This is a genomic window from Streptomyces sp. NBC_00454, assembly GCF_041434015.1.
Lineage (GTDB): Bacteria > Actinomycetota > Actinomycetes > Streptomycetales > Streptomycetaceae > Streptomyces.
This window is the reverse complement of sequence record NZ_CP107907.1, coordinates 7103619-7126503: the sequence shown is the minus strand read 5'-3', so window position 1 is coordinate 7126503 and position 22885 is coordinate 7103619. Positions and strand designations below refer to the sequence as shown.

Annotated in this window: 18 protein-coding genes; 11 read left to right on the top strand and 7 right to left on the bottom strand. The window is 73.1% G+C overall.

Annotated elements, in window-relative coordinates; genetic code table 11:
• Positions 1-15 precede the first annotated feature (15 nt).
• Complete coding sequence (locus OHU74_RS32540) at positions 16-1347, top strand: glycoside hydrolase family 18 protein (RefSeq protein WP_371619217.1); 1332 nt, start codon at positions 16-18, stop codon at positions 1345-1347.
• A 93-nt stretch (positions 1348-1440) separates the two neighbouring features.
• A complete protein-coding gene (locus OHU74_RS32535) occupies positions 1441-2685 on the top strand; it encodes a serpin family protein (RefSeq protein WP_371619216.1) in 1245 nt (414 codons plus the stop codon).
• A 37-nt stretch (positions 2686-2722) separates the two neighbouring features.
• Here the strand turns inward: OHU74_RS32535 and OHU74_RS32530 are convergent, their stop codons facing one another.
• Together OHU74_RS32530 and OHU74_RS32525 are read right to left on the bottom strand one after the other, a co-directional pair.
• The gene (locus OHU74_RS32530) at positions 2723-3718 is read right to left on the bottom strand and encodes a PfkB family carbohydrate kinase (RefSeq protein ID WP_371619215.1); all 996 of its coding nucleotides are present in this window, start codon (positions 3716-3718) and stop codon (positions 2723-2725) included.
• Positions 3715-4359: a bifunctional 4-hydroxy-2-oxoglutarate aldolase/2-dehydro-3-deoxy-phosphogluconate aldolase gene (locus OHU74_RS32525; protein WP_371619214.1), complete on the bottom strand. Its 645-nt coding sequence runs from the start codon at positions 4357-4359 to the stop codon at positions 3715-3717. The genes OHU74_RS32530 and OHU74_RS32525 overlap by 4 nt, the downstream gene beginning before the upstream one ends.
• Before the next feature lie 86 nt (positions 4360-4445).
• On the opposite strand from OHU74_RS32525, the gene OHU74_RS32520 reads away from it, so the two are divergent.
• Positions 4446-5246 carry an IclR family transcriptional regulator gene (locus OHU74_RS32520; protein ID WP_371619213.1) on the top strand — a complete coding sequence of 267 codons (801 nt, stop codon included), beginning with the start codon at positions 4446-4448 and terminating at the stop codon, positions 5244-5246.
• Positions 5247-5276: 30 nt separating this feature from the next.
• On the opposite strand, the gene OHU74_RS32515 is transcribed toward OHU74_RS32520, so the two are convergent.
• Together OHU74_RS32515 and OHU74_RS32510 are read right to left on the bottom strand one after the other, a co-directional pair.
• Positions 5277-7403, bottom strand: coding sequence for a tetratricopeptide repeat protein (locus tag OHU74_RS32515; RefSeq protein WP_371619212.1), 2127 nt, complete (start codon positions 7401-7403; stop codon positions 5277-5279).
• A 118-nt stretch (positions 7404-7521) separates the two neighbouring features.
• On the bottom strand, positions 7522-8565 hold the full coding sequence (locus OHU74_RS32510; RefSeq protein ID WP_371619211.1) for a S66 peptidase family protein: 1044 nt from the start codon (positions 8563-8565) through the stop codon (positions 7522-7524).
• A gap of 114 nt (positions 8566-8679) precedes the next feature.
• Between OHU74_RS32510 and OHU74_RS32505 the strand changes: the two genes are divergently transcribed.
• The 4 genes from OHU74_RS32505 to OHU74_RS32490 all read left to right on the top strand — a co-directional run bounded on the left by OHU74_RS32505 (position 8680) and on the right by OHU74_RS32490 (position 14027).
• On the top strand, positions 8680-9153 hold the full coding sequence (locus OHU74_RS32505) for a helix-turn-helix domain-containing protein (protein ID WP_371619210.1): 474 nt from the start codon (positions 8680-8682) through the stop codon (positions 9151-9153).
• Positions 9146-9526, top strand: a complete 381-nt coding sequence (locus OHU74_RS32500) for a DUF4180 domain-containing protein (RefSeq protein ID WP_371619209.1) — start codon at positions 9146-9148, stop codon at positions 9524-9526. The genes OHU74_RS32505 and OHU74_RS32500 overlap by 8 nt, the downstream gene beginning before the upstream one ends.
• 77 nt (positions 9527-9603) lie before the next feature.
• Entirely contained in the window at positions 9604-11280 is a 1677-nt protein-coding gene (locus OHU74_RS32495; protein WP_371619208.1) for a sigma-70 family RNA polymerase sigma factor, read from the top strand.
• A 113-nt stretch (positions 11281-11393) separates the two neighbouring features.
• Positions 11394-14027, top strand: a complete 2634-nt coding sequence (locus tag OHU74_RS32490; protein ID WP_371619207.1) for a Helicase associated domain protein — start codon at positions 11394-11396, stop codon at positions 14025-14027.
• A 43-nt stretch (positions 14028-14070) separates the two neighbouring features.
• Here the strand turns inward: OHU74_RS32490 and OHU74_RS32485 are convergent, their stop codons facing one another.
• Entirely contained in the window at positions 14071-15462 is a 1392-nt protein-coding gene (locus OHU74_RS32485; RefSeq protein WP_371619206.1) for a glutamate decarboxylase, read from the bottom strand.
• 269 nt (positions 15463-15731) lie between these two features.
• Here OHU74_RS32485 and OHU74_RS32480 point away from each other — a divergent pair, with 269 nt between their 5' ends.
• Positions 15732-16124, top strand: a complete 393-nt coding sequence (locus OHU74_RS32480; RefSeq protein ID WP_371619205.1) for a tyrosinase cofactor — start codon at positions 15732-15734, stop codon at positions 16122-16124.
• Positions 16124-16987 carry a tyrosinase family protein gene (locus tag OHU74_RS32475; RefSeq protein WP_371619204.1) on the top strand — a complete coding sequence of 288 codons (864 nt, stop codon included), beginning with the start codon at positions 16124-16126 and terminating at the stop codon, positions 16985-16987. The genes OHU74_RS32480 and OHU74_RS32475 overlap by 1 nt, the downstream gene beginning before the upstream one ends.
• Here OHU74_RS32475 and OHU74_RS32470 read toward each other — a convergent pair.
• Both OHU74_RS32470 and OHU74_RS32465 read right to left on the bottom strand, forming a co-directional pair.
• Entirely contained in the window at positions 16927-17649 is a 723-nt protein-coding gene (locus OHU74_RS32470) for a response regulator (protein ID WP_371619203.1), read from the bottom strand. The genes OHU74_RS32475 and OHU74_RS32470 overlap by 61 nt on opposite strands.
• Positions 17646-19358, bottom strand: a complete 1713-nt coding sequence (locus OHU74_RS32465) for an ATP-binding protein (protein ID WP_371619202.1) — start codon at positions 19356-19358, stop codon at positions 17646-17648. The genes OHU74_RS32470 and OHU74_RS32465 overlap by 4 nt, the downstream gene beginning before the upstream one ends.
• A 123-nt stretch (positions 19359-19481) precedes the next feature.
• Between OHU74_RS32465 and OHU74_RS32460 the strand changes: the two genes are divergently transcribed.
• Positions 19482-20834, top strand: coding sequence for a cation:dicarboxylate symporter family transporter (locus OHU74_RS32460; RefSeq protein ID WP_371619201.1), 1353 nt, complete (start codon positions 19482-19484; stop codon positions 20832-20834).
• Positions 20835-21101: 267 nt separating this feature from the next.
• On the top strand, positions 21102-22865 hold the full coding sequence (locus OHU74_RS32455; protein WP_371619200.1) for a S8 family serine peptidase: 1764 nt from the start codon (positions 21102-21104) through the stop codon (positions 22863-22865).
• Positions 22866-22885 lie beyond the last annotated feature (20 nt).

Genomic DNA, 22885 nt, shown 5'->3' with positions numbered 1-22885 from the left:
CCGCAAAGGAAGCCCATGCGCCGCAGCACGCTCGGCAGGCTGGCCGTCGCCGCCTGCTCCCTCTCCCTGCTGACCGCCTTCGCCCCCGCCCACGACGGCTCCGGCCATGGGGACTCCGGGCGCGAGAGCTCGTACAAGAAGGTCGGCTATTTCACCCAATGGGGCGTCTACGGGCGGGACTTCCAGGTCCAGGACCTTGAGAAGAACGGCAGCGCGGGCAAGCTCACGCACATCAACTACGCCTTCGGCAACATCAGCGCGGACGGCAAGTGCTTCACCGGGAACGTCCCCGGGGAGGCCGACGCCTGGGCCGACTACGTGCGTCCGCTGGACGCCGAGAACTCCGTCGACGGGGTCGCCGACGACTGGAGCCAGCCGCTCGCCGGCAACTTCAACCAGCTGCGCGAGTTGAAGGCCAAGCATCCGGGCCTCAAGGTCCTGCTCTCGCTGGGTGGTTGGAGCTGGTCCACGCACTTCTCGGACGCCGCGCTGACCCCGGCCTCCCGCAAGGCGCTCGTCGCGTCCTGCATCGACCTGTACATCAAGGGCAACCTCCCGCAGGACGGCAGCCGCGGCGGCGCGGGCGCGGCGGCCGGGGTCTTCGACGGGTTCGACATCGACTGGGAGTGGCCCGGTTCGGCCGGTGACTCCGACACCACCTACCGCCCCGAGGACAAGAAGAACTTCGCCGCCCTGGTGGCCGAGTTCCGCACCCAGCTCGACGCCTACTCCCGCAGCCAGAAGCGGAAGTCCAAGTACGAGCTGACGGCCTTCGTCCCGACCGCCCCCGCCAAGATCGACGCTGGCTTCGACGTCCGGCGGATCATGCGGGACCTCGACTTCGTGACCCTCCAGGGCTACGACTTCCACGTCTCCGGCGAGAAGACCACCGCCCAGCAGTCCGCGCTGTACGCCCGGGGCGACTTCAGCGTCGACGGCACCGTGGACGCCTGGGAGCAGCGCGGCGCACCCGCGCGCAAGCTGGTGATGGGCATGCCGTTCTACGGCCAGGGCTGGACGGGCGTCAGCGGCGGCGGGGACGGCATGGGCCAGCCCGCGACGGGGCCGGCGCCCGCCACCTGGTCGGCCGGGTACGAGGACTACAAGGCCTTGAAGAAGCTTGCCGATTCGGGCAGTTACAAGGTCTACCGCGACCGGCACAACGGGAGCGCCTGGCTCTTCGACGGCTCCACCCTGTGGACGTACGACGACCCGCAGGTGCTGCGCACCAAGACCCGGTACATCCGCGAAGAGGGCCTGGGCGGCGCGATGTTCTGGTCCCTGGATGCCGACACCGCCGACGGCGAGCTGATGACCGCCGTCGACCAGGGCCTGCGCGGCCACTGACCGGCCCGCTGCCGGCCGGCACCCCGAGCAGCGCCGCCGGGCCGTGGAAAAACGACCCGGCCCGGCGGCGCCCCAACCCGTACGCTCCCCCGCATGAAGACGAAGACGGTACGGGCGGTCAACGCCCTCACCTCGAGCTGGGCAGAGCACGCCGTAGTACCGGGCGCGGGCACGGCGTTCACGGCGGCCGGGGTCTGGCCGCTCCTGGCCCTCCTCGCCGATGGCGCCGAAGGCCCGGCCCGCACCGAGCTGGCCGCGGCCCTCGGCATACCCGCCGACACTGCCGCCGAAGCGGCGCGGGAGCTGCTGGCCGCGCTGGACGGCGTACGGGGCCTGCGCGCGGCGACCGGATTGTGGACGCGGCGGGACCTCCCGCTGGAGAAACCGTGGGCTGCCGGGCTCCCGGAGGGCGCCCACGGGTTCCTGACCTCCGACGAGGACGCCGACCGCAAGACCCTGGACGCCTGGGCCGCCGACCGCACCGGCGGCCTCATCGACAGGATGCCGGTCGAGGTCGACGAGGAGACCCTCCTCGTGCTCGCCTCCGCGCTGACGCTGCGCCTGCGGTGGATCCAGCCCTTCTGGGACTGTCCGACCCGGATCGATGAAGGCCCCTGGGCCGGAACGCAGGTGCTGGGCCTGAGCCGCAGTACGGGCCTCCTGGACCGGGTCCGCGTGGCGCAGGCGCCGACCGGGCCGGTGACCCTGCTGGAGGTGGTGGGCGACGGCGGAGTGGACGTCCACCTGGTCCTGGGCGAACCGCAGGCCCTGCCCGCGCAGACTCTCCAGGCGGGCATCGCGGCCGTCACCCGGGCGATCCCGTCCACGGGCGCGAGCCTGCTCCCCGAGGGGAACCCGGGGCCGGGCCTGCACATCGGGCAGATGCTCTCGGAGGCACCCCAGCACCGGCTGAACATCCAGACGGTGGCCTTCGAGGTGGAGGCGGATCACGATCTCCTCGACCTCAGGGGGCTGTTCGGCCTGCAGAGCGCCTCGGACGCGCGGACCGGACACTTCCCGGGCATCAGCAGCAGTCCCCTGGCAGTCACCTCGGCCCGGCAGTCGGCCCTGGCCCGCTTCCACGCGGAGGGGTTCGAGGCAGCCGCCGTGACCGCGATCGGCGTGGCCGCCGGTTGCGCGATGCCCCGCCTGAAGTACCGCGTTCGCCGGGCCCGGGTCGCCTTCCACCGCCCCTTCGGCTTCCTCGCCGTTCACCGGACCTCCCGCCTCGTCCTCGCCGCGGGCTGGGTGGCGGACGCCGTCCCGCACGTGGAGAGGGACCACGAGGCGGAGGAAGCGGAGGCGTGGGCGAACAGCGAGCTGGAGGAGTGGGATTGATCCGACCCGGTTCCCGCGCCCGCGCTGTCCGCCGTGCTCACGTCGTCGCCCGGCCCGCCCTGAGGACGTGGTCGCGGTGGGCGGCCACGAGGGCGGCCGTCTCGGAGAAATCGGGTACGCGGCCGGTGCCGCCGCGGCCGGACACGGAGAGCGAGGCGGCCGCCATGGCGTACGCGACGGCGTCCGCGAGGGTGTCGCCGAGCGCGATCCGGGCGGTGGCTGTGCCGGTGAAGCAGTCGCCGGCGCCGGTCGCGTCGACCGGGGCGGGGTTGCGGGGTACGGGCAGGTACACGGCTCGCGTGCCGTCGTCCAGCAGCAGCCGGTCGGCGCCCGCGGTGACCGCGACCGTACGGGCTCCCAGGGCCCGGTAGCGGGCGGCGGCCTCGGCCGGGTCGTCGGTGTCGACCATGGCCAGCGCGTCGGCCGGGCAGGAGGTCTTCAACAGGCCGGTCAGCGGGGCCATGCGGGCCAGCAACGAGCGGGCCTCGCCCCGACTGGTGAGCCGCGAGCGGAAGTTGGGGTCGTAGGACAGGTGCCCGCCCGCCTCGTGCACAGCCTCGGCGGCGACCAGCACGGCCTCGCGGCTGCTCGGCGACAGGGCGCCGGTGATCCCGCTGGTGATGAGCGCCTTGGATCCGGTCAGCAACTCACGCCAGGATTCGACGTGTTCCACCGAGAGGGTGGAGCCGGCGCTGCCGGTGCGCCAGTACACGAACTCGCGGTCGCCCTCGGTGTCGGCGGAGAGCAGGTAGGCGCCGTTGGGGCGCGGGGAGCGGCGTACGTGGGAGACGTCCACGCCGAGTGCGGCGGCGCGGGCCAGCAGCGGGAGGCTCAGCTCGTCCTCGCCGACGACGGCGAGCAGGGCGGTGCGGGCTCCGGCGGCGACGGCCGCGGCCGCGGCGTTGAGGGCGTCCCCGGAGTAGGAGACCCGGGCGGGCGCGCCGTCGACGGCGTCCCGCAGGGCGGTTGCGACGTGGATCTCGACAAGCACCTCGCCGAGCACGAGGACGTCGTACTGCTGGGGCCCGGTCACGGTCGCGGCTCCGTACCCGCGCAGTGCCCGCAGCAGGGCTGGGCGAGGTCGGCGAAGACGGCGGCCAGTTCTGCGGGGTCGGCGGGCAGGCCGTTGCCCACGCCCACGGCCGCGGCCCCGGCGGCGAGCCACTCCCGGACCTCACCGGGCTTGATGCCGCCGGTCGGGATGATGAGGGCGTCCGGGAGGACGGCCTTGAGGGAGCTGATGAACCGGGGGCCGCCCACGTGGGCGGGGAAGACCTTCGCCGCGCCGCCGGAGCGGACCGCGGAGGCTATCTCGCCGGGGGTGAAGCCGCCTTCGATGAAGACGGCCCCGCGCTCCCCGGCGACCTGGCGGACCTCGGGGGCCGGGTAGGGGGAGACGAGGAAGGCGGCTCCCGCGTCGAGTGCGGTCCTCGCGGCTTCGGCGGTGGTGACGGTGCCGACCCCGATGAGGGCGGGGCGGCCGTGCGCGTCGGCGAGCGGGACGGTGCGGGCCACGGCCTCCGCCCAGCCGGGGGTGGAGGTGGTGAGTTCGACGGCCCGGCACCCGGCGGCGAGCAGGGCGGCGGTGTGGCGGACGACCTCGTCCGCGTCGGCGTTGCGCAGGACCGGCAGCAGTCGCTGCGCGGTGATGGCCGCGTACGGGTGACAGGACAAAGGACCCTCCATTTGTTCCATGTAATGGAACTTGGTATCATGTAACGGAACTTCTGATGCAGACCATACCCAGCCCTGGAGATCACTTGTCCACGGACGAAAGCCCTGGGACCACGGAGGCCGAAAACACCGCACGCGGCGGCCGGACCTCGGCGGCGGGCACGGCGCTGGAGAAATCGATGCGGATCCTGGAGGCCGTCGCCGCACCCGGCGGCCCGCACCGGCTCACCGACGTGGTGGCGGCGGCCGCGGTCCCCAAGTCGAGCACCTTCCGCATCCTGGCCGCACTGATCGAGCAGGGCTTCGTACGCTCCGAGGGCGAGAGCCGCTACGGCCCCGGCCCCCGGCTGCGCACCCTGTCCGCCCTGGTCGCCAGCGGGGAGCCGGCCGGCATCGAGCAGATCCTGCGCGATCTGCAGCAGGCCACCGGGCAGGCGGTCCACCTCGCGCTGCACAGCGGGGAGACCATCACCTACATCCGGAAGCTGGAGAGCGACCAGCCCTTCCGGACCGCCTCGCGCGTCGGCATGCGGATGCCGCTGCACACGACGGCGATCGGCAAGAGCATCCTGGCCCACCTGCCGCCGGCCGAGGTCCGCGAGCTGATCTCCGCCGCCGGGCTGGCGCGCCGCACACCGAACACGCTCACCACGCCGGAGGCGCTGGACGCCGAGCTGGCGACGGTCCGGGGCCGGGGGTTCGCACTGGACGACGAGGAGAACGAGCCCACCATCCGCTGCATCGGCGCCGCGATCCTGGGCCCGACGGGCCGCCCCGTCGGCGGGGTCAGCGTCACCACGGTCACGTTCCTCGTCTCCCGCGAGGAGATCGAGGCCTACGCCCCCGCCCTGCGCGCGGCCACGGAGGCACTGGCCCCGCTGCTCTGAGCCACAGCGCCGGGGGCCTGGGCAACCGGCCTACGGGGCTTCGCGCCCGGCGCGGCCACAGACCTCGGCCAGCAGCTCGCGGGCGGTGCGCAGATGCAGGTGCCCGGGTTCCAGGACGGTCTGCGCGTGCGCCAGCACCGCTGTCAGGAGCTCACCGGCTTCGGAGGCCCGGCCCCGGGCGATCAGGGCGCGGGCCCACTCCAGCCGGGCGTAGATCACGTGCGGATGGTCCGCGCCGAGCACCCTGGTCCGGTCCTCGGTGAGCTCCGCCCACGCATCGGCCGCTTCGGCGGCACGTCCTGCGCGGGCGGCCAGCGCCGCCCGACTCCCCCGGATGGCGAGGGTGTGCGGGTCGTCGGGGCCGATCCGCTCCTCGGCCTCGGCCAGCAGCTCCGCCAACTCCCGGTCCGCGGCGGCCGGATCGTCCGAACCGAACCAGATCAGGCTGCGCCGGGCGGCCAGGACCAGCGGGTGGCCCGGACCGTGGACGCGCAGCCGGTCGGTAAGCAGCGCCTCCAACTGCTGGGCCGCCGCACTGGTGTCTCCGCTCGCTCCTGTGAAGTAGGCCAGCTGGTGGCGGGCCGCCAGGGTGTCCGGATGGTCGGGCCCGAGTACCTCCTCGGCATCGGACACCAGGGCCGCGAACCTGGCCGCCGCCGCCCTGTGAGCTCCCGACTCCCCTATGAAGAAGGCCAGTTGGTGCCGGGCGGCCAGGGTCTCCGGATGCCGGGGCCCCAATCGGTCCGCGCGGCGACGGGCGATTGCGGCGAGGTCGGCGGAGGCCCGGCGCGGCTTCCCGGAGTCCCCGATGGCGATGGCCAGCGGCAGTTCGGCGCCGGGGACGCCGCCGCGCCGGGCGAGGTCGAGTGCTTCGACGGCGCGCGCGAGCCGGCCGTCCTGGTGGGCGACCAGGCCCATGTCGTAGGCGTCGGCGGGGTCCACCCGGGCCAGCAGCCCGCGCCACAGATGGTCGGGAACCGGGACGCCGGCATGGCCCGGCGCGTTCACCAGGTAGTCGAACGCGGTGAATCCGGCGCCGTAGTTGCCGATCAGCAGCCCGCTGGTCGCGTAGGCGGCCGCGCAGGCCCAGTCCATCGCCTCGGCGAAGGGCTCCGGCTGGAGGTCGCCGCCGCCCCGGGCCGCCAGGTAGGGGGCGTGGAGTTCGCGCAGCCACTCCCGGCTCACCGGGCGGCGCAGCCCGGCCCGGCGGCAGTCCACCGCCGCCGCGACGACGGCGGCACCGCGTGGATTGGCGCCCGGAGCCCAGCCGTTCTCCCAGGAGGCCAGCAGTTCCGGACCGGCCGCCAGTACTTCGGCGACCCCGAACCGCTCCCCCGCGCGCAGCGCGGCCCCGATCCGGGGATCGCCCTGGTGGGCGGCGGCCCGTCGGCGTTCCGGCTCCGACCAGTGCCGTGGCAGCCGTAGGACAGTGGCCTGCTGGAGCAGGTCGCGCTGGGCCCGCCAGGCATCCCGGTCGGAGCCGGTGAGCCGGCTCTCCTCTCGGGCGTCGTAGCGCCGGTACTCCTGGACCCGCATGGTGGCGATCACCACCGCCGAGTCCAGGGAGGCCAGATGGAGCGCCGTGAGGCCGCCCGCGCCGAGGTGGTCCTCCAGGTCGTCCAGCCACAGCACGGCGCGCCGCCGGCGCGCGGCGATCCGAACCGCCTCGGGCAGCGCGGCGCGGGAGAGCGGGCGGACGAAGGCGTGGCGTGGGTACCGGGTGCGGGCCACCTCGTAGGCGAGCCGGGTCTTGCCCGCCGTGGACTCCCCCACGACGAGCACGAAGCGGGCCCGCTCCAGGGCGGCGCGCAGCCCCGGCTCGGCGTCGCGCTCGATGTACGCGGGTGCGGCGCCCGGCGCCTCCGCCGGGTGGGCTCCCGCCAGTTCGGGCCGGTCCACCTGGCGCAGCAGCGGAACGCGGCCGCCCGGGGTGCGCAGCACTTCTCCGGCGGCGCCGGCGGCTGCCGTCTCGTCGGGCCGCATCCGCTCGGCCGCCAGCCCGGCCAGCGTGGTGACGGCCGCGCCGATCCCGGCTGCCCAGGGTCCAGAGGTCCAGACCGCCGCCAGAGCGACCGCGCCCGCGCCGAGTCCGACCGAGCCGAGGTACCCGGCCCAGGCCCGCGCCCGGCCGGGTCCCCGTAAGAGCAACGCCGACATGCCGCCCCCAACACGTCCCGTGGGAGCCCCATTGTCACCCCGGACCGGGGTCCGGACACCCCAACGGACGGACTCGGCAGGGATGTTCAGGCGGCATTGATTTCAAGCGGCATTGATTTCAATAGGTGACGAAGACGCGGCGGGCCACCCCGTCCACGCGGACCCGGCCCCCCACCGGGATCACCAGCTGTGGGTCGGTGTGCCCGAGGTCCACGTCGAAGACGGCCATGGTGTCGGGGGCGTACGCGTGCAGGGCCCGCAGAACGGCCTCGCGCTGCTCGCGGCGGTAGCGTTCCCGCTCCTCGGCGCCGAAGCGGTTCTCGAACGACCAGCTCTTCGCCCGGCCCATCAGCAACGCCGGGAACTGGCGCAGCAGTCCGCGCTCGCCCATGCTCCGCAGGATCCGGTGGACCTCGTCGGCGCCCGGCATCCCCTCCGAGGTCTCCAGGAAGAGCACCTGCCCGGCGTGGGAGTCGACGGGCCGCCCCACCCGGTCGGCCATCAGCAGCCAGGACAGGATCTCCAGGCTGCCGCCCCAGGCGGCCCCTTCGACCACCCGGTCGGCGTTGTGCCAGAACCAGCCCGCGGTGGGCTCCAGTTCGGGTTCGGAGTCGAAGGTGCGCGGGTCGTCCCAGGGGTCGTTGACGTCCCCGCTGGCGGCGGCCGGGGTGAGCTCGTACTCGCCGGAGGTGAACAGCGCCGCGCGCAGGGACCGCTCCGTCAGCGGATGCATCGCGCCGGGCCGCCCGAGCTCGACCATCACCGATCCGCCGTGATAGCCGACGATCCCCAGGTCCCGCAGGAAGAGCAGCAGGTTGGTGTTGTCGCTGTAGCCGAAGAACGGCTTGGGGTTGGCCCGGAGCAGATCGCGGTCGAGGTGCGGGAGGACGGTGATCTGGTCGTCGCCGCCGATGCTGGCGATCACGGCCTTGATGTCGGGATCGGCGAAGGCCGCGTGGAGGTCGGCGGCCCGGTCCTCGGGGCTCGCGCCCATCTTCCGGGTCGTCGGGTACTCCACCGGACTGAGCCCGAAGTCCTCTCGGAGCCTGCGCAGCCCGAGCTCGTAGGGCTGCGGGAAGAGTCCGGGCAGCCCGGACGAGGCGGAGACCACCGCGACCCGGTCTCCGGGGCGGGGCTTGGCGGGGTAGCGGGGAGCCGTCATCCCCCGAGCCTAGGAGACGGGCTGATCGGCACCGAAGCCATTTTCACCTCGCCGAGATTCCCTAATCTTCCCCATCGCTCCTCATCCTCACTCCTTACGGTAATATTCGGCACTATGGAGAATGAGGAACGCGAGCTGTACTCGGTCGGCGAGGTCGCCGAGCGGCTGGGGCTGCACGTGCGGACCGTACGGAACTACGTCCGCGACGGGCGGCTGAAGGCCGTGCGGATCGGCAAGCAGTACCGGATCAGCCGCGAGGACTTCGAGGCGCTGACCAGCCGGCCGGCCGCGGACCCCGCACCGGCTGAGCCGGACCGGCCGCGCGGGCACGTGGAGGTGTCGAGCATCGTGCAGATCGACGCGATCGGCCCGGACGCCGCGAGCCGGCTCGCCACCCTCGTCACGGCGGCCGCGCGGTCCCCCCGGGACACCCCCGACCAGTTGCGCGTCCAGACGGTCTACGACAAGGAGCGGGCCCGGATGAAGATCGTGGTCCTCGGCGATCCGGCCACCACCGCCGATCTGCTGCACCTGGTCGACGGGGCACTCGGACCGGGCAACGGCATGGGGGTGACCCACCGTGACTGACCGCCTCGTGGAGCACCACGGCGTTCCCGTGCTCGTCTGCGCCCCGGACGGGCCGCCCGTCGCCTCCGAGCAGGACGCCCTCGACCAGCTGATCGGCGCGGCCTTCTACCGGGCCGAGGTGGTCGCCGTCCCGGCGCGGCGGCTCGACGACGGGTTCTTCGACCTCAGCAGCGGCCTCGCCGGGGCGATCATGCAGAAATTCGTGAACTACCACCTCCGGCTGGTGGTCCTCGGAGACCTCTCGGACCACCTGAGGGCGAGCTCCGCCCTGCGCGACCTCGTCCGCGAATCCAACCGGGGGCGCCACATCTGGTTCCTGCCCGACCTCGACGCCCTGGCGGCCCGGCTGGCTCCGGATTCATACTCCGGATAAGTGTTATCTGGGTCCCCCTCGACGGTCTCCCAGGTATTGGGCATCATCGACCGCCGGTACGGACAGGGATTCGCATCATGAGCACTCAGCACACGGCAGCACTGGTCGCCGCCGCCCGCGCGGGCGACCCGCGCGCCCAGGACGACCTGGTCAGCACCTATCTGCCGCTCGTCTACAACATCGTCGGGCGGGCCCTGAACGGGTCCGTCGACGTGGACGACGTGGTCCAGGACACGATGCTGCGCGCACTCGACGGCCTGGGCGGCCTGCGCGACGACGACAGCTTCCGCTCCTGGCTGGTGGCGATCGCCATGAACCGGGTGCGCGCCCACTGGCAGGCCCGGCGCAGCGCCCCCGGCGAGAGCGGCCTGGAGGCCGCCTGGGAGCTGGCCGATCCGGGCGCCGACTTCGTGGACCTGACCGTCCTGAGACTCCAGCTCGACGGGCAGCGGCGCGAGACGGCCCGAGCCACGCGCTGGCTGGAGCCCGACGACCGGGCGCTGCTGTCCCTGTGGTGGCTGGAGTGTGCCGGGGAGCTGACGCGCACCGAGATGGCTGCGGCGCTGGAGCTGTCCCCGCAGCACACCGCGGTACGGGTGCAGCGGATGAAGGCCCAGCTGGAGTCGGCCCGGGTGGTGGAGCGGGCACTCGGCACGCAGCCGCCCTGCGAGGGGCTGCGGACGGTGGCGGCGGGCTGGGACGGGCTCCCCTCGGTGCTGTGGCGCAAGCGAATAGCCCGGCACGCGCGCGAGTGCCTGCGGTGCTCCGGGCTGTGGAACGGCCTGGTGCCGGCCGAGGGGCTGCTGGCCGGGCTGGCGCTGGTACCGGTCTCGGTGGCGCTCATCGCGGGCGTCCGGTCGGCCGCCGCGGCCGGCTTCGCCCCCGTGGGCCTGGCCACCGGAGCCCCGGGGACCGTGGATGCCACGGGCCCGGCGGGCGATCACCTCGTGTCGTTCCCCGCCGATGGGGGTGTCCACGCCGACGGGGGCGCACACACCCTCGCGGACGCCGCCGACGCGGGCGCCGGCCGCGCCTCGCTGCGCAAGCGCCGCCGTACCCGCAGCCGCCGCCGGGTGGTCGGCGGCGCCGTGCTCGCCGCGTGCGTCGTGGGCGGCGGGCTGACCTACCTCGCCACCCGGCCCGGTACCGCCGCCCCCGAGAGCCCGGCGGCCTCGCTGCTGGCTCCCGACTCCGGTGTCGCGGTGCCCCCGCAGTCCCCGTCGCCCAGCCCCTCGGACTCCGCTTCGCCGAGCCCGAGCCCGAGTCCCAGTCCGAGCGCGACGCCCACCCCGACTCCCACGCCCACTCCCAGCGCCAAGCCGAGTCCGAAGTCCTCCCCGGCGAAGCCCCCCGCTCCCGCCCCGGCCGGCGGCGGGGCCGCGGCGCAGGTGATCGCGCTGGTCAACTCCGAGCGCGCGGCGGCCGGCTGCGGTCCGCTCAAGGACGACGCACAGCTGCGTACGGCCGCCCAGGGGCACTCCGACGACATGGCGCAGCGGAACTACTTCTCGCACACCGATCCCGACGGCGGCGACCCGGGGAAGCGGACGACGGCGGCCGGGTACCGCTGGTCCACGTACGGGGAGAACATCGCGATGGGGCAGCAGACCCCGCAGCAGGTCATGGACGCCTGGATGAAGAGCCAGGGACACCGCGAGAACATCCTCAATTGCTCCTTCAAGGACATCGGCGTGGGCATCCACCAGGGCCCCGGCGGACCGTGGTGGACGCAGAACTTCGGAGCCCGGATGTAATCCCCGCCCTCCTCTCCCCCCGCGCCGCGCACCGGAACGCCCCACATTGATTCAAAATGGGGGCAAGATAGGTGCTGGAAGCGAACGGGCAGTTCACGGGGGAGGTGACCCGCATGGCCAGGAGGAAGCTCCGTCCGCACCAGCGTGAGGCCGTCGACGCCGTGGTGCGGGCGCTGGAGCTGCCCGCCGGACGCCGGGTCCCACGGACGGGGCTGCGGACCCAGGTCATCATGGCGACCGGCTCCGGCAAGACGCTGGTCGCGGTGCACGCGGCCGACGAGCTGCGGGCCGGGCGGGTACTGGTCCTGGTGCCCTCCCTGGACCTGCTCGTCCAGACGGCGGAGGCCTGGCGGGCGGGCGGCCGGACCGGGCGCGCCTTCGCCGTGTGCTCCCTGCGCGGCGAGGACGCGGGAGTGCCCACCACCACCGATCCGGCCGAACTGGCCGACTGGGCGGGCCTCCCGGTGGACCGGGTGACCGTGTTCGCCACGTACGCCTCGCTGGGCCTGGGCACGATCGAGCGCGCGCACCTGGAGGGGCTGCCGGGCTGGGACCTGATAGTGGTCGACGAGGCGCACCGGACCTCCGGTCGGATCGGCAAACCGTGGGCCGTGGTCCACGACAACACCCGGATCCCGGCCGTCCGCAGGCTGTACATGACGGCGACCCCGCGGGTCTGGCAGGACGGCGAGGAAGCGGACTACCCCGAGGACACCGCGAGGGCCGCGGACGTCGCGGATGCCGGTGGCACGGGCGGCGCCGGTGGCACGGGCGGCGCGGGCAAGACACGCGGCCGGGGTGACCTGGTGGCCTCCATGGAGGACGATCCGGACGGCCCGTTCGGCGCCCGCTGCCACACCCTCACCCTCTCCGAGGCCATCGACCGGGGCATCTGCGCCCCGTACCGGGTGGTCTGCGTGGACGTCAGCGATCCGGAGTTCCAGGCGGCCGTCCTGCTCGGACCGGACGGACGCTCCGACGCGGTGCGCGGGGTCCGCCTCGCGGCGCTCCAGACCGCGCTGGTCAAGGCCGCAGTGGAACAGGGTTTCCGGCGCACCCTCGTCTTCCACCACCTGACCAAGGAGGCCGAGGCCTTCGCGGCCGGGCTCCCCGCGGTGGCCGCACGGCTGCGGGCCGCGAGCTGGGCCCCCCGGCCGGTGTACCCGCGCACCGTCTGGGCGGACTGGCTGTGCGGGCAGCACACGGCGGCGCAGCGGCGCCGGGTGCTGAGCGCCTTCGCGGACGACCGGCGCGCGGACAAGGCGTTCCTCGGCAGCGTCCGGGTGCTGGGCGAGGGCGTGGACACCAAGGAGTGCGACTCGGTCTTCTGGGCCGACGTACGGGGTTCCATGCCCGACCTGGTCCAGGCGGTGGGCCGCGCCCTGCGCATCCGGCCCGGGGAGGGCAAGGTCGCCTCCCTGGTCGTGCCGGTGCTGCTGGGGCCGGGCGAGTCCCCCGAGACGATGCTGTCCTCACGGGCCTACGGGGACCTCGCGCGGCTGCTGGAGGCGCTGCGGGCGCACGACACCCGGCTCGTCGAGTCCCTGGCCCAGCCCCAGGCTCCGAGCCGCCGGGCCGCCGAGTCCGGCAACACCGCCTCGGAGGTGGGCACTTCCGGCCTGCGCGCGGGCGCGCAGGCCCTGCTGAGCTTCTCCACCCCGCGCGACCCGGCCCTGCTGGCGGCCTTCATCCGGCTGCGGGTCCTGCATCCGGAGCACGAGCACTGGCGGCGGGGAGTGGAGGCGGCCCGGCTCTACGCGGCGGCGGCCGGGGACCTGAAGGTCCCGTTCGCGTTCAAGGTGCCGGGGGACGGCAGGACGGGAACTCCCCTGGCGGCGAGGGCAGTCGAGGTCGAAGGGAAGGCGGCCGGGGAAGCCGGGACAGCCACGGCGGCCGGGGAAGCCAAAGAAGGCACCGAAGCCGGAGCGGTCGCGACGGCCACGGAGTGGCCGCCAGGACTCGCCCGGTTCCCGCTGGGCCAGTGGATCGCCGACGCGCGCCGCTCCAACCGCCGTGGCGCACTGGGCCGGGAGCGGGTGGCTCAGCTCGACGAACTGGGCATGGTGTGGAACCACTTCGACGTGGCGTTCGAGGAGGGGCTCGCGGCGGCCCGGGGCTGGGCGCAGGAGCACGGACACCTGCTGCCCCCGGCGGAAGCCAGCTGGCGCGGAGCCCCGGTCGGGGTATGGGTGAAGAACCAGCGGGCGGCGGCGCGTCGCGAGGGGCCGGGCGCGCTGGCGGAGGAGCGCCGGGAGGCCCTGGAGGCCATCGACGCCTCCTGGTGTCCGGCCTGGGAGATCTCCTGGCAGCGGGCCTTCCACCTGACCCGGGTCCACCTGGACGCGGGCGGCCGGCTCCCGGCGGGACCGGGCGAGGCCGTCGTGCAGGGCGAGGACCTCGGGGTGTGGCTGCGGAGGCAGCGCACCTCCTGGGAGCGGTTGACGTGGGCCCAGCGCTGGCTGCTGGAGCACACCCTCGGCGTGACCCCGGCCTCGGGGGCGGACCGGCCGCGGGCCCGGGTCCCCCACGCCGAGGCCTGGGCGGCGCACCTGGAGGCGGCCCGGCAGTTCCACGACCGCGAGCGGCACCTGAGGGTGCCCCGTACGCACGTGGAGCGGGTCGGCGAACGGGAGCTCCGCCTCGGCGCCTGGATCGCCAACCAGCGCTCCCGCGCCGTCTCCCTCACCCCGCAGCGCGCGGCCGCCCTCACGGACCTGGGCATGCGCTGGTCGGGCTCCCCGGGCTGACTCCACCCCGCCCCGCCCCGCCTCGCCCGTACGCCGCCGCCGGTCAGTGGTGGAAGCCGGACCGGCGGGCGGTGGACGGTTCGGGCTGGGGGGTGGCGGCCAGGTGTTCCACGGACCGGCGCAGGTCCGAGACGAGCAGCGCGATCTGGTCCCGCGTCACTCCGTGGCGGATCAGGACGCGCTGGATGACGGTGTCCTCGCGGTCGGCGGGCAAGGGGTACGAGGGCACCTGCCAGCCCCGCATCCGCAGCCGGTCGGAGAGGTCGTAGAGGCTGAAGCCGGCGGCCTGCGGGTCGGTGAGCCGGTAGGAGACGGCGGGGAGCGCGCCCTGGCCGTCGTAGAGGAGGGTGAAGGGGCCCATCGTCTCGATCTCGCGGGCCAGGTACCGGGCGGTGTCGGCGCAGGCCTGCTGGACCCGGCGGTAGCCGCCCTTGCCCAGGCGCAGGAAGAGGTAGTACTGGGCGATGATCTCGCCGCCGGGCCGGGAGAAGTTGAGCGCGAAGGTCGGCATGTCCCCGCCCAGGTAGTCCACGGAGAAGACCAGGTCGGCCGGGAGCAGTTCGGCCGTGCGCCAGACGATCCAGCCGACGCCGAGCGGGGCGAGGCCGTACTTGTGCCCGGAGGTGTTGATCGAGGCCACGCGCGGCAGCCGGAAGTCCCAGACCACGTCGGGGTGGAGGAAGGGGGCGACGAAGCCGCCGCTGGCCGCGTCCACGTGGACCGGTACGTCCCAGCCGTGCTCGGCCTGGATCCGGTCGAGTTCGGCGGCGATCTCGGCGACGGGCTCGTAGACGCACGTGTAGGTGACGCCGAGGATGGCGACGACGCCGATGGTGTTCTCGTCCACGTGGGCGGCGAGCTGCTCGGCGCGCAGGCCGGTCGCGCCGGGTTCCAGCGGGATCTGGCGGAGCTCGACGTCGAAGTAGCGGGCGAACTTCTCCCAGCAGATCTGTACCGGTCCGCACACCAGGTTCGGCCTGTCGGTGGGCAGTCCGGCGGCGCGGCGGCGTTCGCGCCAGCGCCACTTGAGGGCGAGGCCGCCGAGCATGGCGGCCTCGCTGGAGCCGGTGGTGGAGCAGCCGGTGCCGGTGGTGCCGGCCGGGGCGTTCCACAGGTCGGCCAGGATGTTGACGCAGCGGGCCTCGATCTCGGCGGTCTGCGGGTACTCGTCCTTGTCGATCATGTTCTTGTCGAGGCATTCGTTCATCAGCCGGTGGACCCCGTCGTCCGACCAGGTGGTGCAGAAGGTGGCCAGGTTCTGGGCGGCGTTGCCGTCGAGGAGCAGCTCGTTGTGGAGGAGCTGGTAGACGACCTCGGAGGATGAGTGGTCGTCAGGCATCCGGTACTTGGGGAGGATTTCGCCGCTGAGGGCGGACGCGAACACGTCCGTCTCGGCGTCGCGGGCACGCGCGTCCTTCGTCTCATGCAGGGCCATAGCGGGACTATAGGGGATATTTCGCCCTTAAGTCGGCTTCGGTTTGCACTGCACCTTCCGGCCGACTCCGCGGTGTGACCCCTCCCATAGCCCCCCAGTGCGACCGAAGGATCTTTCGTCAGCTAGGGTTTTTCCCATAGGTCTTCCCGTTCGGGCTGCTGGAGCCGGTCCGGACGGGAAGATCATCCAAGTTTGCCAGCCAGGCAATTTATCCGCGCATGTCCGGATAACGGCCTACGGCTCTCGGCGCCCTGATACCTCTTCGGGTCATGAACAAGATCACCCGCCGGCAGGCATTAACCGCCACCGCCGGCGCGCTCAGCGCCATCGGCCTCGCAGGCGCCACCGCGCACGCGGCCGTCACCGACCCCCGTCCCGCCGCACCCGCCACCCCCACGGGAACGGTCGACGAGGTCTACCAGGGCCGTCGCATCCGAATAACCCCCGCTGCGGGCGGTGGTGGCCACCACGGCGGCCACCACTCCCCCGGTCTGCCGACCGTCCTCATAGACGGCCGCGAACTGCACGTCATGCAGAACGCCGACGGCACCTGGATCAGCGTGGTCAACCACTACGAGACCTACGCCGACACCCTCACCCTCGCCCGCGCCGCCGTGCGCGAACTCCAGGGCGCCGCCCTCGTCCCGATGGGTGGCATGTGATGACCGTCCGCAAGAACCAGGCCTCGCTCACCTCCGAGGAGAAGCGGGCCTTCACCAACGCCCTGCTGGAGCTCAAGCGCACCGGCCGCTACGACCGGTTCGTCACCACCCACAACGGCTTCATCATGGGCGACACCGACTCCGGCGACCGGGTCGGCCACCGCTCCCCCTCCTTCCTCCCCTGGCACCGCCGGTTTCTGCTGGAGTTCGAGGCGGCTCTGCAGGCGGTGGACCCGAAGGTGGCCCTCCCGTACTGGGACTGGACCGCGGACCGCACCGCCCGCTCCTCGCTCTGGGCCGCCGACTTCCTCGGCGGCACCGGGCGGGCCCGCGACGGGCAGGTGCTCGACGGTCCGTTCGCCTACGCGGCGGGCAAGTGGGAGATAGCCGTACGGGTGGACGGGCGCTCCTATCTGCGGCGCGCGCTGGGCACCGGCGTGGCGCAGCTCCCCACCCGGGCCGAGGTGGACTCCGTCCTCGCGATGCCGGTGTACGACGCCGCCCCCTGGAACAGCTCCTCCAACGGTTTCCGCAACAACCTGGAGGGCTGGCGCGGGGTCAACCTGCACAACCGGGTGCACGTATGGGTCGGCGGGCAGATGGCCACCGGGGTCTCGCCCAACGACCCGGTGTTCTGGATGCACCACGCCTTCATCGACAAGCTGTGGACCGAATGGCAGGCGCTGCACCCGCAGTCGGCCTATCTGCCCGCCGCCGGCACGCCGAACGTCGTGGACCTGCACGACACGATGCGGCCGTGGAACGACGTGACCCCGGCCGACATGCTGGACCACCGCAAGTTCTACACCTTCGACACCGAGCCGGCCGCGGTCCCGGCCGGAGCCGCCGCCAGCCAGCGGTAGTGCAGTTCGGGGCGGCCGACCTGGCCGTACCGGGGGCTGCGGTCCGCGCGACCGGTGTCCACCAGGTGCTCCAGGTAGCGGCGGGCGGTGATCCTCGAGATCCCGGCCGCCCCGGCCGTCGCCGCCGCGGTCAGCCCCTCGGGGGCCGAGCGCAGCAGCGCGGCGACCCGCTCCAGGGTCGGCGCACCGATCCCCTTGGGCAGTTCGGCCGGGCGGGGTGCGCGCAGGGCCGCCATGGCCCGGTCCACATCGTCCTGGCCGGCCGCCTCGCCCGCGGCGCTCGCGCGGAACTCGGCGTAGCGCAGCAGCCGTTCGCGCAGCGTCGGGAAGGCGAAGGGCTTCAGTACGTACTGCACCACGCCGAGTGAGACGCTCTCGCGGACCACGCCCAGGTCCCGCGCCGAGGTCACCACGATCACGTCGGCGGGGTGCCCGGCGGCCCGCAGGCCGCGCGCGAAGCGCAGCCCGTGGCCGTCGGGCAGGGTGAGGTCGAGCAGCAGCAGGTCGATCCGGGTCCGCTCCAGGGCCCGGGTGGCCTCGGCCAGCGAGTGGACGGCCGCGACGGCCGTGAAACCGGGCACGCGGCTCACGTACAGCGCGTGCGCGTCGGCGGCGACGGGGTCGTCCTCGACGACCAGGACCCGCACCTCGGGCGTGATCATCCGCTCACCTCTCCGCTCACCCCTGTACTCACCCCTGTACTCGCCTCTGCACTCGCCTCTGCACTCGCCTCTGCGCGCGCCGGCAGTCTTACGGTGAACCGCGCGCCTCCCCCGGGCAGTTGGTCGGCATCGGCGCTGCCGCCGTGCCGGTGGGCCACTTGGCGGACCAGGGCGAGGCCGAGGCCGCGCCCCTCCCCCTTGCCGGACCAGCCGCGCCGGAAGACGTCGGCCCCCTCGGGGAGTCCGGGGCCGTTGTCGGCCACGCTGAGCAGGATCCCCTGCCCGGAGGCGGCCGCCGGGCCGTCGGGGCGGACCGTGACGGCGATCCGGCCGCCGGGGACGCCGGCCAGGGCGTCGACGGCATTGTCCACCAGGTTGCCGAGGACGGTGACGAGGTCCCGGGCGCAGGGCCCGCCGGGACCGGAGCCGATGGCCCCGCTGTCCGGGGTGACCACCAGTTCGATGCCCCGCTCGTGGGCCTGGGCGGCCTTGCCGAGCAGCAGGGCCACGAGCACCGGCTCGCCCACCGCGGCCATCACCTCGTCGGTGAGGGCCTGCGCCAGGGTCAGTTCGGCGGTGGCGAACTCCACCGCCTCCCCGACGCGGCCGAGTTCGATCAGGGAGACCACGGTGTGGAGCCGGTTGGCCGCCTCGTGGGCCTGGGACCGCAGCGCCTGGGTGAATCCGCGCTCATGGTCCAACTCTCCGGTCAGGGACTGGAGTTCGGTGTGGTCGCGCAGGGTGACCACGGTGCCGCGGCGGCCGCCTCCGGCCACCGGCGCGCTGTTGACCACGAGCACCCGGTCGGCGCTCAGGTGCACCTCGTCCACCCGGGGCCGGTCGGCCAGCAGGGCGCCGGTGAGCGGGGCGGGCAGCCCGAGGTCGGCGACCGCGGTCCCCTTGATCTCCCCGCGCAGCCCGAGGAGTTCGCGCCCGGCGTCGTTGACGAGGGTGATCCTGCGCTGCCCGTCGAGCATGAGCAGTCCTTCGCGGACTCCGTGGAGGGCGGCCTGGTGGTAGTCGTACATCCGGCTCAGCTCCGCGGCGTTCATCCCGTGGGTGTGGCGGCGCAGCCGGGCGTTGACCACGTACGTGCCCACCGCGCCCAGGGCCAGGGCCCCGCCGGCCACCCAGGCCAGGGCGGAGAGCTGCGCGGCGAGCCGGGCGCTGACGGCGCGGACGGTGATCCCGGCGGCGACCATGCCGACGACCCGGCCGCCGTCCATGATCGGGGTGACCACGCGGATGGAGGGGCCCAGCGTGCCGGTGTAGGTCTCGCTGAAGGTCTCCCCGCGCAGCGCGGGCGCGGTGTTGCCGAGGAAGGGTTCGCCGATGCGGTGCGGGTCGGGGTGGGTCCAGCGCCGCCCGTCCGGGGCCATGATGGTCACGAAGTCCACGCCCGCGTCGGCGCGGACCTGCTCCGCGTAGGGCTGCAGTGCCGCGGAGGGTCCGGCTCCTGAGCCGCTCCCGGGCACGTCCCCCCGTAGCGCTGCCCGCGCCGCGTTCCGTACCGCTTCGCGCACCGACGGCGAGTCCGCCACCGCGCGGGCCACGGCTCCGGCCTGGCGCCGGGCGGCCCCCTCGGCCTGGCCGCGGGCGGTCGCGTAGGCGAAGACGGCGCATCCGGCGACGACCACGGCGACCAGCACCACCTGCATGGCGAAGAGCTGGCCGGCGAGGCTTCGCGGCGGCCGGGGGAAGCGGAACATGGCGCTCAGTGTGCACCCGGCCGTGAACTCTATGAACGCAAGGGTGACCGGGGTCACAGCGGCGGGCGATGGTCTCCCGGGACGCCTTCACCACCAGGAGGCCAGGCACAACCAGGAGGCAGCGTGGCCGCCAGGCGCGACAAGACGCACTATCTGTACATCGCCGTGATCGGCGCCGTACTGCTCGGCATCGCCGTCGGCTTCGCCGCGCCCGGCGTGGCGGTGGAGCTCAAGCCGCTGGGCACCGGCTTCGTCAACCTGATCAAGATGATGATCTCGCCGGTGATCTTCTGCACGATCGTGCTGGGCATCGGCTCGGTGCGCAAGGCCGCCAAGGTCGGTGCGGTGGGCGGGCTGGCGCTCGGCTACTTCATGGTGATGTCCACGGTGGCGCTGGCCATCGGGCTCCTGGTCGGCAACCTCCTGGAGCCGGGCAGCGGACTGCACCTGACCGAGGCCGCCCGGCACGCCGGCGAGGCCCAGGCCAAGGCGGGCGGGGCGCAGAGCACCCCGGAGTTCCTGCTGGGGATCATCCCGACCACGCTGGTGTCGGCCTTCACCGGCGGCCAGGTGCTCCAGACGCTGCTGGTGGCGCTGTTGTGCGGGTTCGCGCTCCAGGCGATGGGCCCGGCGGGCGAGCCGGTACTGCGCGGGATCGGGCACGTGCAGAAGCTGGTGTTCCGGGTGCTCGCGATGATCATGTGGGCGGCGCCGGTGGGCGCGTTCGGCGCGATCGCGGCCGTGGTCGGAGCCACCGGGATGGACGCACTGAAGTCCCTGGCCGTCATCATGATCGGCTTCTACGTGACCTGCCTGCTCTTCGTCTTCGTGGTCCTGGGCACCCTGTTGCGGGTGTGTACGGGGATCAGCGTCTTCGCCCTGCTGCGCTATCTGGGCCGGGAGCTCCTGCTGATCCTGTCCACCTCCTCCTCGGAGTCGGCGCTGCCCCGGCTGATCGCGAAGATGGAGCACATCGGGGTGTCCCGGCCGGTGGTCGGCATCACGGTTCCCACCGGCTACTCCTTCAACCTGGACGGGACCGCGATCTACCTGACGATGTCCTCGCTCTTCGTGGCGGAGGCCATGGACAAGCCGCTCGCGCTCGGCGAGCAGATCTCGCTCCTGCTGTTCATGATCGTGGCCTCGAAGGGCGCGGCCGGGGTGACGGGCGCGGGTCTGGCCACGCTGGCCGGAGGGCTCCAGTCGCACCGGCCCGAACTGGTCGACGGCGTCGGCCTGATCGTGGGCATCGACCGGTTCATGAGCGAGGCCCGGGCGCTGACGAACTTCGCGGGCAACGCCATCGCGACCGTGCTGATCGGGACCTGGACCAAGGAGTTCGACCGGGCCCGGGCCACCGAAGTCCTCGCAGGCCGACTGCCCTTCGACGAGACCACGCTCACCGAGGACGACCACGGACCCACCGCCGCCGTCCCCGTCCAGACGGACGGCTCCAAGGACGGCGTACCCGCCTAGCGGGGACGCCCGAAAGGGACCGGCCGGGCAGGGCTCGCCCCCACGGTGCCCAGCCCGGCCGGTCCCGACACCTCTTCCAGCGTCGATATTCAGCCAAGTTCAGACCAACCGTCCTGCGGTAAAAGGTACTTCCATATCGGTGCAGACGTCTGACATCTTGCGTCCACCACTCGTTTCGTACGGACCGGTAGGTGCCACCCGCACCCCGGGCCGTCTTCGGAGGACGCATTGATACCCCACATATCCAGCCGACCTCGACGTACCTTCGTGCTCGCCGCCGCCCTCGGCGCGCTGGCCTTCGGGGCCCCGGCCGCTCTGGCCGGCACCCAGCCCATTTCCCCGGCGGGCACCCCCGTCACCTCCGCACCCGCCAAGGCCCTGGCCGCGGCGCCGACTTCCCAGAGTGCGACCTGGGTTGCCGGCACCCGCGCCTACCTGGTGATCACCGCCGCAGGTGACAGCACGGCGGTCCGCAACGCCATCACGGCCAACGGCGGCACCGTCTTCTCCACCTTCGACTCCATCGGCGTGATCGTCGCCCACTCGACCTCCGCGACCTTCGCCGCCACCATGCGCGGAGTCAGCGGAGTCCAGCAGGTCGGCGCGACGCGCACCTCGGACGTCCCCGCCGACGCCTACAACCCGGCGCTGCCGGCCAACCCGGCGCAGTCGACGACCCCCGCGGGTGAACCCGTACGGGCCGACATGAGCCAGATCAAGGCCGACCAGGCCTGGGCCGTGAACCCGGGCTCCGCCTCGGTCAAGGTCGGCATCCTGGACACCGGTGTGGACGACCAGCACCAGGACCTGGCGCCGAACTTCAACGCCGCCGACTCCGCCTCCTGCGCCTACGGCAAGCCGGACACCCGGGTCGGCGCCTGGCGTGACGTGGACACCCACGGCACCCACGTCGCGGGCACCGTCGCCGCCGCCAAGAACGGCAAGGGCGTCGTCGGCGTCGCCCCGGGCGTGAAGATCTCCTCGGTCCGCGTGGCCGAGCCCGGCAACTCCTTCTTCTTCGCCGAGAACACCATCTGCGCCTTCGTCTGGTCCGGGGACCACGGCTTCAAGGTCACCAACAACAGCTATTACACGGACCCGTGGCAGTTCAACTGCCCGGACAACATCGACCAGGCCGCCATCATCGAGGGCGTCAAGCGCGCCCAGGAGTACGCCGAGGGCAAGGGCTCGCTCCAGGTCGCCGCGGCGGGCAACGAGGACTACGACCTCGCCCACAAGACCACCGACTCCGCGAGCCCCAACGACTCCACGCCCACCACCCGCACCATCACCAACGCCTGCCTCGACATCCCGACCGAGCTCCCGGGCGTGGTCACGGTCGCGGCCAACGGCACGGGCACCACGAAGGCCTCGTTCTCCAACTTCGGCCAGGGCGTCATCGACGTCGCGGCCCCGGGCAGCAACGTGTACTCCACCGCCCCCGGCGGCGGGTACAGCACCAAGAGCGGCACCTCGATGGCCACCCCGCACGTCGTGGGCGTCGCGGCGCTCATCGCCAGCGCCAACCCGGGCATCACCCCGGCGCAGATCCGCGCCAAGCTGGCCACCCAGGCCAACGACACGGCCTGCCCGTCCGACACCCGTTGCACCGGCACCACGGCCAACAACTCGTTCTTCGGCGAGGGCCAGGTCGACGCGCTGAAGGCGGTCGGCGCCACCCCGCCGCCCGGGAAGTACTTCGAGAACCTGACCGACTTCGCGATCAACGACAACGCGACCGTCGACAGCACGATCACCGTCAGCGGGGTGACCGGCAACGCGCCGGCCACCCTCAAGGTGGGCGTGGACATCAAGCACACCTACATCGGTGACCTCAAGGTCGACCTCGTGGCTCCGGACGGCTCGGTCTACACCCTGAGCAACCGGGCCGGCGGCAGCACGGACAACATCATCCAGACCTTCACCGTCAACGCCTCCTCCGAGGTCGCCAACGGTGTCTGGACGCTGCGCGTCAACGACAACGCCAATGCGGACACCGGCAAGATCGACGCCTGGAACCTGACCTTCTAGTCGGTCGGGTCGTCCGGATC